General features: G+C 55.6%; 10 protein-coding genes. All 10 read right to left on the bottom strand.

The features are described 5' to 3' along the window. Nucleotides 1–86: 86 nt before the first annotated feature. The 10 genes from rplS to RDM26_RS02240 all read right to left on the bottom strand — a co-directional run bounded on the left by rplS (nucleotide 87) and on the right by RDM26_RS02240 (nucleotide 9,545). Nucleotides 87–437 (bottom strand): 50S ribosomal protein L19, encoded by a 351-nt coding sequence (gene rplS, locus RDM26_RS02285; RefSeq protein ID WP_307737439.1) that lies wholly within the window; start codon nucleotides 435–437, stop codon nucleotides 87–89. Nucleotides 438–572: 135 nt separating this feature from the next. Continuing rightward, nucleotides 573–1,964 carry a tRNA (guanosine(37)-N1)-methyltransferase TrmD gene (gene trmD / locus RDM26_RS02280; RefSeq protein WP_307737438.1) on the bottom strand — a complete coding sequence of 464 codons (1,392 nt, stop codon included), beginning with the start codon at nucleotides 1,962–1,964 and terminating at the stop codon, nucleotides 573–575. Nucleotides 1,965–1,984: 20 nt separating this feature from the next. Next, nucleotides 1,985–2,470 carry a ribosome maturation factor RimM gene (gene rimM / locus RDM26_RS02275; protein WP_307737437.1) on the bottom strand — a complete coding sequence of 162 codons (486 nt, stop codon included), beginning with the start codon at nucleotides 2,468–2,470 and terminating at the stop codon, nucleotides 1,985–1,987. 90 nt (nucleotides 2,471–2,560) lie between these two features. Next, entirely contained in the window at nucleotides 2,561–2,809 is a 249-nt protein-coding gene (locus RDM26_RS02270) for an RNA-binding protein (RefSeq protein ID WP_022864074.1), read from the bottom strand. Nucleotides 2,810–2,811: 2 nt separating this feature from the next. Further along, nucleotides 2,812–3,294, bottom strand: a complete 483-nt coding sequence (gene rpsP, locus RDM26_RS02265) for a 30S ribosomal protein S16 (RefSeq protein WP_307737436.1) — start codon at nucleotides 3,292–3,294, stop codon at nucleotides 2,812–2,814. A gap of 289 nt (nucleotides 3,295–3,583) precedes the next feature. After that, the gene (locus RDM26_RS02260) at nucleotides 3,584–4,636 is read right to left on the bottom strand and encodes an inositol monophosphatase family protein (protein WP_307737435.1); all 1,053 of its coding nucleotides are present in this window, start codon (nucleotides 4,634–4,636) and stop codon (nucleotides 3,584–3,586) included. 25 nt (nucleotides 4,637–4,661) lie between these two features. Further along, nucleotides 4,662–5,780 (bottom strand): amidohydrolase family protein, encoded by a 1,119-nt coding sequence (locus RDM26_RS02255; RefSeq protein WP_307737434.1) that lies wholly within the window; start codon nucleotides 5,778–5,780, stop codon nucleotides 4,662–4,664. Next, nucleotides 5,777–7,357: a signal recognition particle protein gene (gene ffh, locus RDM26_RS02250; RefSeq protein WP_307737433.1), complete on the bottom strand. Its 1,581-nt coding sequence runs from the start codon at nucleotides 7,355–7,357 to the stop codon at nucleotides 5,777–5,779. Before ffh ends, RDM26_RS02255 begins: the two co-directional genes overlap by 4 nt. Nucleotides 7,358–7,393: 36 nt before the next feature. Further along, complete coding sequence (ftsY, locus tag RDM26_RS02245) at nucleotides 7,394–8,695, bottom strand: signal recognition particle-docking protein FtsY (protein ID WP_307737432.1); 1,302 nt, start codon at nucleotides 8,693–8,695, stop codon at nucleotides 7,394–7,396. 88 nt (nucleotides 8,696–8,783) lie between these two features. After that, on the bottom strand, nucleotides 8,784–9,545 hold the full coding sequence (locus tag RDM26_RS02240) for a hypothetical protein (RefSeq protein ID WP_307737431.1): 762 nt from the start codon (nucleotides 9,543–9,545) through the stop codon (nucleotides 8,784–8,786). Nucleotides 9,546–9,621 lie beyond the last annotated feature (76 nt).

Genomic DNA, 9,621 nt, shown 5'->3' with positions numbered 1-9,621 from the left:
CCTCTTTTTCATTCCATTCAACTCCGCTCCACTTGTTTTCCTCCCAGTCCGATCCGCGGCCGCTTTTGTTTTGCTAATTAGTGTGATTAGGAGCCGCGACCCTCCTTAATGCGAGCCGCTTTTCCGTGACGTTCACGCAGGTAGTAGAGTTTAGCGCGACGCACATCGCCGCGGGTTACTACCTCTAAAGATTCGATAGTCGGCGAGTTTACCGGGAAGGTACGTTCTACCCCGATCCCGAAGCTAACTTTCCGCACGGTGAAAGTAGCGTTCGGCTGTTTCTTACCGTGGCGGGCGATTACGACCCCCTGGAATACCTGGATACGAGTGTTTCCACCTTCGGTGACCCGTACGTTTACTTTTACGGTGTCTCCGGCGCGGAAATCAGGTAGATCCGAGCGCTGGCTCTTCTGGTTAATCTCATCGATGATATTCAATGTAGTTTCCTCATATTGCTTTCGTTCCGCAGGTAACGTCAGCTATCGGGCCGGTCTAGCCGGCGTATCTAGCATTGCTAAGCGGCATTTGCGGCCCCCTGCGGCAGGTTTCGCAGCCTACTTATGCAACCTTGCTTATTGTGCCACGTTTTGCGCCCAAGACGGAACTTTGCGGGTTGTGAAATCCCTAACCGCTATCACATCTCGGTTTTCGATTCCTCCCACTAGGAAGGTGCGGCGCCCGCATTTGCGGTATCCGTGGTGGCGGTAAAACTTTAAGGCCCGCCGGTTTGACTGGTTAGTCCCTAACCCAATCTTGGTTAAATGCGGGAAGTGTGTTTGTAGATGCGCATGGGTTACTTCGAGCATCGCGCCTGCCAGCCCCGAGCTGTGCCAACGCTGATCCAGATAGCATTTAGACAGGTAGGCACAGTTGTCACCTACTGCTTTCACCAGGTTTTCTTCCGGCGGCACAAAGCCGGGGTCTCCCACCTGGGTTAGGGTGTAGCCGGCAGCTTCCCAAGGGGTTTCCTCTTGCGCGCGAGAGAGAGCCACTTCCGCCAAGATAATCACCGTTCCCGGATCAGCTAGATAGGCTTTAAAAGCCGGCTCACTTAGTTCTTCTTCTACAAAGCGGCTAATGGCATCTGCGGGTAAATAATCCGGGCAAGCCTGCGGGAATAAGCGGGAAGCTATAGCTGAACAGGTAGCCGCCTCTCCCGGCTGCGCCCGGCGAAACCGTACCCGCTTGAGATAGGGGGCAGGCAGGAATCCCTGAGCAGCCAGGATTTCGCGATCAGATTTTTCGAGGGCGTCGGGAGTTAACTCCCAGATTAAATCGGGACGCCGCTGGGCAGTTAACATTAGGGACTGTTGACGGCGCCAATTTTTAACTTTCTGGTGATCCCCGCTAAGCAAAACCGCAGGAATATCCAGGCCGCGCCAAGTAGCCGGCTGCGTATAGGCAGGATACTCTAACAAGCCCGACAGTTCATAGGATTCTTCCACCAAGGAACTGGGGTTACCCACAAAGCCATCTAGTAGGCGGCAGGTGGCTTCTACCAGGGCAACGGCGGCTACTTCCCCGCCGTTTAGCACATAGTCACCCAGAGAAAAAGGTAGCACTTTTACGCCCGGCAACTGCTGATAGTACTGGCTGACTCGCTGGTCGATACCTTCATAACGCCCGCAGGCCACCACCAGATGCTCGGTGTTTGCTGCCAAGTCCCGCACCTGCCGTTGGGTGAGCGGAATTCCCGCAGGAGTAGGAATCGCCAACACCGTTTTAGCGGCACCTGCCTGGTCAATTACTTGGTCAATGGCTTTGCCCCACACATCGGGTTTCATTACCATCCCCGCGCCCCCGCCCGCGGGGGCGCGGTCCACGCTGCGATGTACGTCTTCGGTCCAGTCTCGCAAGTCCCAAAGGTGGGTTTGCAAAATCCCGCTAGAGCGGGCTTTGCCCATGAGGGAAACATCTAAGCAATCAAAGAACTGGGGAAAAATCGAAATAATGTCTATCCGCATCTGGGCGCCTTTCCGCTGCCTTAAAACAGTCCCGCGGGGGCATCCACGGTAATTACCCGATTTTCCAGGTCAATTCCGGTCACTAAGGCTTTCACAAAGGGCACTTCCACTGTCTGGCCGGCGGCAGTACTTACCTGCAGGCGATCTTGGAATCCCCCGATTTCCAGCCCGGTGCACTCCCCCAAGGTTTCGCCCTCGGCACTGATTACTGAAAACCCTGCTAGCTGCCCCGGTGAGTATTCCCCTTCGCGAGAGATTTCGGGGGCGAACAATTCGGTACCTCTAATATCCTCGGCGCCCTCCCGGGTAGTGATATGGGAAAAAGTTAGGCAGCAGCGATTTTTTATTTCCCGATAGGAAGCCACCGTCCATTCTTCCCCGGCAGCGGTAGTAAGAGTTGCCCCCGTTTGGAAACGTTCGGCGGGATAGTCAGTAAAGGGACGCACTAGTACCTCTCCTTTAAGACCGCGCGCCGGACCTACCTGCCCAACTTTTACTAAATCCATTTTTCTCCCCCAGATTTATCCCCAGGATATACCTGCAGATAAAGCGCGAGCCCCATGAATCTTCATGGGGCTCGCCTTTAAAAACTGTCTCTAACGGCGCGAACGACGATCCGTGTCGACCACGTCAACCCGAACCGGACCGCGAGTGGACAGCGCGCCCATAACTTTGCGCAGTGCCCGCGCGGTGCGACCTCCCCGGCCGATTACCCGTCCGAGATCTTGCGGATTAACCCGCACTTCTAGCAGTTTGCCGCGCCGCATATTGCGTTCATCCACCCGCACATCGTCCGGGTGATCGACAATTCCACTAACTAGATGTTCTAGCGCATCCGCCAACATGTTTAGGCTTCCTCACTCTCGGGAGCAGCTTCTGCGGTTTCTGCCGCTTCTTGTGCTTTAGCTTCCTCGGCTTCTTTAGCTGCCGCTTCTGCCTCAGCCTTAGCTTTTTCTTCGCTGACCTTGGCTTTGCGTTTTTGCGCCTCGTCCGCGGCGGCCTTCACGTTCTTTTCGCGAGCCTGGTCGGCGGTGAGAGTTTCTTTGGTCTTAATCCAGCTTTCCACGTTTTCTTTACCGTTGAAACGGGCAATATCACCCGAGAGCACCAGCAATCGGCGGACTGCGTCCGAGGGCTGTGCCCCTACGCCCAGCCAGTACTGAATACGGTCAGACTTGACCTGAATAAAGGACGGTTCTTCGTTGGGGTTGTACTGTCCAACCTCTTCAATTACGCGACCGTCACGCTTCTTGCGGCTATCCACCACTACCACCCGGTACACCGGGTAGTGAATCTTACCAACACGCTTTAAACGAATACGAACTGCCACTTTTGTGGTTTCTCCTGTTCTATTGACTGTTGAGTGCCCGCCCTAGCCGGTGGGATTCGGCCTGGATCAAGCTCTCGAGACAAGGCCGCCACACAGAGAGGGGGTGTCTTGGCCCGGTACAACTAGCTATTCTGCCAGAATTTAGCTGATAGTTTCCACTTTAAAAGCCGGCGATTAGGCATCTTTGAGCAGTTTCACACCTGTTTTGATTTGGGAGGCAGAAAACCTATTAGAAAGACCGTAGTTTTTGTTTCCCCCGCGCCTAATCCTCGGCGCCGCCGCGACCTTCTCATTTAAAAGAACACAGGAACTGTTCTACCGCCACCCGAGCCGTGAGGGGATCAAGATCGCGGGCACTGGCCACAAAGGCGCCCCGCAAATGCTCCGGATCTTCCCGGTTACGGGCAGTTTCATAGGTATGTACTTGTCCCCCAGCTACCCGCACTAGATGGATCCCGGCAGCCACATCCCAGGGACGCATCGCAGTTCCAAAAGCCACCGCAGTATGTCCCGCCGCCACATGCGCCAGATCCAAGGCTCCGGCACCGGGAGAATGTACTGTCGCGTACGCGTTAGCCAGCTTGCCGGCCAATTGCCAAGATTTTTCTACTCGCTGGGGATCTTTATCGCGGAAGGGGAAATATCCGGTAATGATTCCTTCATTTTCAACCCGGGCACTCTTTGCGCACATCGGGGTGGCTCGCTCTCCCTCGTAGAGGGTTGCTTTATGCGCATCTGCGATAAAAAGCTCGCGAGTATAAGGTACATAAATCACCCCGGCCACTGGTTTCCCGTCTAGTTCTACCCCGATTGAAGTGTTGAAATAGGGTATCCCGGCGGCGAAGTTGGCGGTGCCATCGATGGGATCCACTATCCAGCGCACCCGAGACCCCAGATTTTTTACCGTCGCTTCCGCTTGCGCGAGTTCTGCGGTGCCCACTGCCTCTTGACGCTGGGAGGGCTGGGCTTGTTCCCAGGCAAATTCGTCGGTCAAAATCTGCTTAGTCCCCTGGCGACGCGATTGTTCAAGGCTAGCGCGCTGTATCTGCTCTAACGTTATTGCTCCAGCGGCAGCCACTTTTTCTTTATCGAGGACGTGCTCACCGGTTTCCTCTCCCAAGATCCGGGAAGCGGGAACCGAACTGCCCAGCAGATATTGCAGCCTGGCTTCTACGTAGCGGTCATGGATAGTGACCGGATCATGAATACCAGCTTTTAAGAACACTTCCAGAGGGGCACGAAAAGCTTTGCGCAGGTAAACCCCCACCTGCTGTGCGGCCTCCCCCGCAATTATCATCAATGCGTGGTCAAGGCTCATTCCCGAAGTGCTCATAGCTTCCATTATTACCCTTTTTGGGCTATTAGTCCTATCTAACCGCAGCTGCAGAAGAAAACTCTTGCCCGAGTAATGCCACTTTTTCGGGTTTAGTTGCCCGTGCCGTCTCACTAGTCGGATCAGAAGAATAGCGCAGGTAGTCGGCGCGCGCTCCCGGCTCTAGAGCGCCAATCCCCAGATAGTCGCGGGCTCGCCAGGTAGCAAAATCAATAATCTCGCAGGTCTCGATCCCGCCGCGTTCCCACAGCCTCAGCTCCCGCCCCAACTCTCCATGTGGTTGATACCCGCCAGAATCGGTACCGGGCAGCAATTGCACTCCGCTTTGATGGAGCATTGCAAAATGTTCGCGCCGCTGCTCCCACATTTGCTGCATCGTGGCCGCATATACCGGATATTTCTTACCCGCCTGCGCTGCGAACTGGTTAAACAGCTCCACTTGCAGCAAAGTTGGGGTGACGGGAATCCCGCGGCGCGCGCACTCTTGAGCCTGGTCACTATCGATCCCACTGCCATGTTCGATACAGTCGATCCCCGCTTCCAGCAATCCCGCGATCGCTTTATGGGAAAATGCGTGCGCCGTTACCCGCGCTCCCGTCTGATGGGCAGCCGCAATCCCTTCTTTCAAAATTTCGGTTGGCCACAGGGGATCTAAGTCCGATTCCACTCCATTTGAGCGGTCAATCCAGTCGGCCACAATTTTTACCCAGCCGTCACTTTGCTGCGCTTGGACAGCCATCACCTGCGGTAAATCACTCAGGTTTTCAACCTCTAGCGGCAGCAGACGCATATAGCGTTTTGGACGGGCGATATGGCGTCCGCAGCGAATAATTGGAGGTAGCTTAGGATTCCCTAAAATCCCGGGGGCGTATTCCAGGTTTCCGCAGTCGCGAATGGCTAAAATTCCGCAGTCTCGATCCGCCTGCGCCTGCGCTAACGCTTCTTGCGGGGTAGCTAACTGGCCTACCGACGCGAACCCAATATGGCAATGCACATCGCAAAACCCGGGTAGAAAATAGTCGCCACCAACGCTGGAATCTTCTCGAAAAGTGCCGAAGTGTCCGTCCTCGGTGATCGATAACTGCCCGCGCACCCAGCGGGGAGCCTTGCTAGCTTGCTCGCGGTAATAAAAGTTCCCGCTCAGCAACTTCATCGCTGACCCAACATCCGTTTCAAGTCATCGGGTAAGTCATCCAAGGTGGGAGCAGCGGCCGGGGCGGCTGGTTGCGTCGCACCGATTCCGAAAGCGCTGCCGGCAGCGGGCGCCGGCGCCTCCCCTTTCGCCGCTTGCTGGGATTCCCACTGTTTTTGCTTCGCCGGGTTACCGAACTTGCGGCGATTCTTCTTGCCTGCCTTCCGCTGCTTCTTGGTAGCTCCTCCGCGCCCACCCGGCATCCCGGGCATAGCGGGCATTCCGGGAATACCACCCCCATTGGACATGCGTTTCATCATTTTCGAAGCCTGCGTAAACCGCTCCACCAGGCCGTTAATCTCGGTTACCGTGGTGCCAGAACCGCGCGCAATGCGGGCACGCCGCGAACCGTTCAGCAGGGACAAATCGTCGCGTTCTGCCGGGGTCATAGAGTTTACGATGGCTTCGATCCGGTCGATGCTTTTCTCATCGAAGGCATCCAATTGGTCGCGGTACTGATTCATGCCGGGCAGCATTCCCATCAGTTTCTTCATCGAACCCATCTTGCGGAGCTGTTGCAGCTGCGCCATAAAGTCAGTCAGGGTGAACTGGCCTTTTTGCATCTTGCGAGCCAGCGCCTCGGCCTCTTTTTGGTCATAAGTTTTTTGCGCTTGCTCAATCAGGGTGAGCATATCGCCCATATCGAGGATACGACCGGCCATTCTTTCGGCATGGAAACGCTCGAAATCACCCAAGTTTTCGCCGGTAGAGGCAAAAAGAATCGGTTGCCCGGTTACTCCGCGCACCGATAGCGCCGCCCCGCCGCGAGCGTCACCATCAAGTTTAGAGAGCACTACCCCGGTAAAGCCCACCCCGTCACGGAAGGCAATCGAGGTTTGCACCGCGTCCTGCCCCACCATTGAGTCCAATACGAAGAGGATTTCGTGAGGGTTAATGGCGTCACGGATATCACGCGCCTGACGCATCATTACCTCGTCAACGCCCAGGCGTCCCGCAGTATCGACAATGATTACGTCATAGCCTTCGGTAATCGCCAGGTTTAATCCTGAGCGCGCTACCTCGACCGGATCGCCTTGTCCGTCCCCGGATTCGGGAGCGTGAATATCGACTCCGGCCTTTTCGGCGACGATACTTAGCTGGGTAACCGCACCGGGACGCTGGAGGTCACAGGCAGCTAGGAGGACGCGTTTGCCTTCTTCTTCGCGCAGCCACTTGCCGAGTTTCCCCGCCAAAGTGGTTTTACCGGCACCTTGTAGACCGGCCAGCATAAACACGGAGGGTCCGCGTTTCGCATAATGGAGCTGACGGGTCTCGCCCCCCAGAACTTCCACCAGTTCCTCGTGAACAATCTTGACTACCTGCTGGCCGGGATTGAGCGCTTTCGAACGCGCTGCCCCGTAGGCTTTTTGCCGCACCGTTTTGGTGAACTGGCGGACTACCGGTAGCGCTACGTCAGCCTCTAAGAGGGCGCGCCGAATCTCGGAGACGGTAGCGTCAACGTCCGCCTCGGTCAGCAAGCCTTTAGAGCGCAGACGCTTAAAGGAATCGGCTAGGCGATCAGACAGGCTATTGAACAAAGTGGTTTCCTCCTGGAGATAGTTTCGCCGTCTAGTTTACTTCAGCAGCGCGTCTACGAAGTCCTCGGGCACGAAAGGCGCTAAATCATCTGGCCCTTCTCCCAGCCCCACTAGCTTGACTGGCACGTTTAGTTCACGCTGTACGCTAACTACGATTCCGCCCCGAGCCGTTCCATCGAGCTTGGTAAGCACAATCCCGCTGACATCTACCACTTCGGAGAACACTTTCGCCTGTTGCATACCGTTTTGTCCGGTAGTGGCATCTAGGACCAGCAGAGTTTCGGTGACGGGGGCGCTCTTTTCGATTACCCGTTTGACCTTGCCTAACTCGTCCATCAAGCCGGCTTTGTTTTGCAGACGTCCGGCAGTATCTACCAGCACCACATCCAGGTCATTTTCTTTTCCGTATTTGACCGCGTCAAAAGCTACGGAGGCGGGGTCGGCACCCTCTTTATCGGAGCGCACCACTTCTACCCCGACCCGGTTTCCCCAGGTTTCTAGCTGGTCAGCGGCGGCCGCCCGGAAAGTGTCGGCTGCTCCCAGCACAACTGACTTGTTTTCCGCCACCAAAATGCGGGCAATCTTGCCCACGGTAGTGGTTTTCCCAGTGCCATTTACGCCTACGGCGAGAACGATCCCCGGCTTGGTGCCATCGGCCTGCTCTAGATTTAGGCTGCGATCTAGATCCGGGTTTACCAGTTCAATCAGTTTTGCGCGCAGAATTTCCCGGATCTTCTCCGGATCGGAAGTTCCCAGCACTTTCGCCTGGGTGCGCAAATCTTCCATCAGTTCATCGGTAGCGGCAATCCCCAAATCCGCCATTAGCAGGGTATCTTCTATTTCTTCCCAATCGGCGGCGCTCAGGTCTCCGCGACCAAGTACCCCCAGCAGCATTTTTCCAAAGGAACCAGATTTCGCTAGGCGGGAACGCAAGCGCTGCATCCGCCCTTGGGCAGGTTCGGGGGTTTCGAGTACGGCCTCAGCGTTTTCCTCTTCCGGCTTGGTCGGTTGAGTTTCCTCCTCCTCTTCCGTCACCGGTACCGCTGCTTCTGCAGCTTCCGTGGACACGTCCTCTTCAGCAAGCGTTTGCGCACTATCTTCAGCGATAACTGCAGGTTCTTCAACCTGGTCAGCTACTTCAGTTTCCGGCTCTTCGGTGGCGGTTACTGCTTTCTTCTCACCTGTTTCACTCGCAGCAGCTTCCAGTTGTTTGGCTTTGGAGGCCTCTACCTGCTTTTTGGCTTTCGCCGAGCGCGCTGCCAGCGCGCCGCCAGTTCCCACTAATGCCAGAACCAGAACTACAACCACAATCCCGAGGGGTGAAAATAGAAAATCCATATCCCTATTGTCACCTATTGGAGCGCTCAGGTCATATTAGCTTGGATTCTAAAGCCTAAGCCTGTTATTTAGGCAGGTAGATTGGTATTTATTCTGCGTGTACTCGCTGCCAAGAAACTTTATCTACCTGGAAGGTCTCCTCTGGGGGCAGATCATTTTCGTCCTCGTGAGTATCACTTTCAGCGGGATCCGGAGTGAACTTGCGTGCCCAGCGACGTATAGGTTTGGCAGACCCGGAGCTTTCCTGCTCCGAATTATCCTGCTGCGAATTTGCGCTCTCCAAAGCTTGATTATCTGTCGCTGACTCCGCTTTCTGGCTAGTCACAACGGGTGAGATTACTGATTTCCCGCTAGGAACTACCGGAAGATAACTGGTGGCGTCTTCGGGATCTTTTGTAACCGAAACCTCTACATTTTTAGGGAGGCGACGCCGCCGTGCGGGAGTGAAAGTGGGAGGGAGCTGCCCGGCAGGAACCTCATCAGCTGCCGGTAAGTTCGCCGCTCCATTTGCCCGCGCGACTTCCTTTTCTGCGCGCCGCGCGCGAATCGCGCCCACTTCTTCTTCCCACATTTGCCCGGCGACACTGCGTAAACTCTCGACTTCGGCGAGAGGATTTGCCGAATCACCGGGGGAAGCCTCGGCTAATAAAGTATCTAGGCGAACCCGCTCCCCGTTATGTTCACCCCGGGAGCGATAGTCATTTTCTTGCCAGGAGTCCGCGGACTCGCGTATCCAATTACGAATCCCCCCACCGGGACGACGGGTACGAACCATTACCGCTACCACCAGCACCCCGATCAACACAGCGATGCCAATGCCTACGAATAGCAAGATCAACGGTTCAGTCACGTTTCTATTATGCCCAGAGTTAAAGAATTTACCGATCTCAGCTCTTGACCGATACCAAACTGTTACCAGAATTGGG

This window comes from uncultured Varibaculum sp., from assembly GCF_902489465.1.
Classification (GTDB): domain Bacteria; phylum Actinomycetota; class Actinomycetes; order Actinomycetales; family Actinomycetaceae; genus Varibaculum.
Note: the sequence above shows the minus strand (reverse complement) of the source record. Positions and strands in the feature narration are given on the sequence as shown.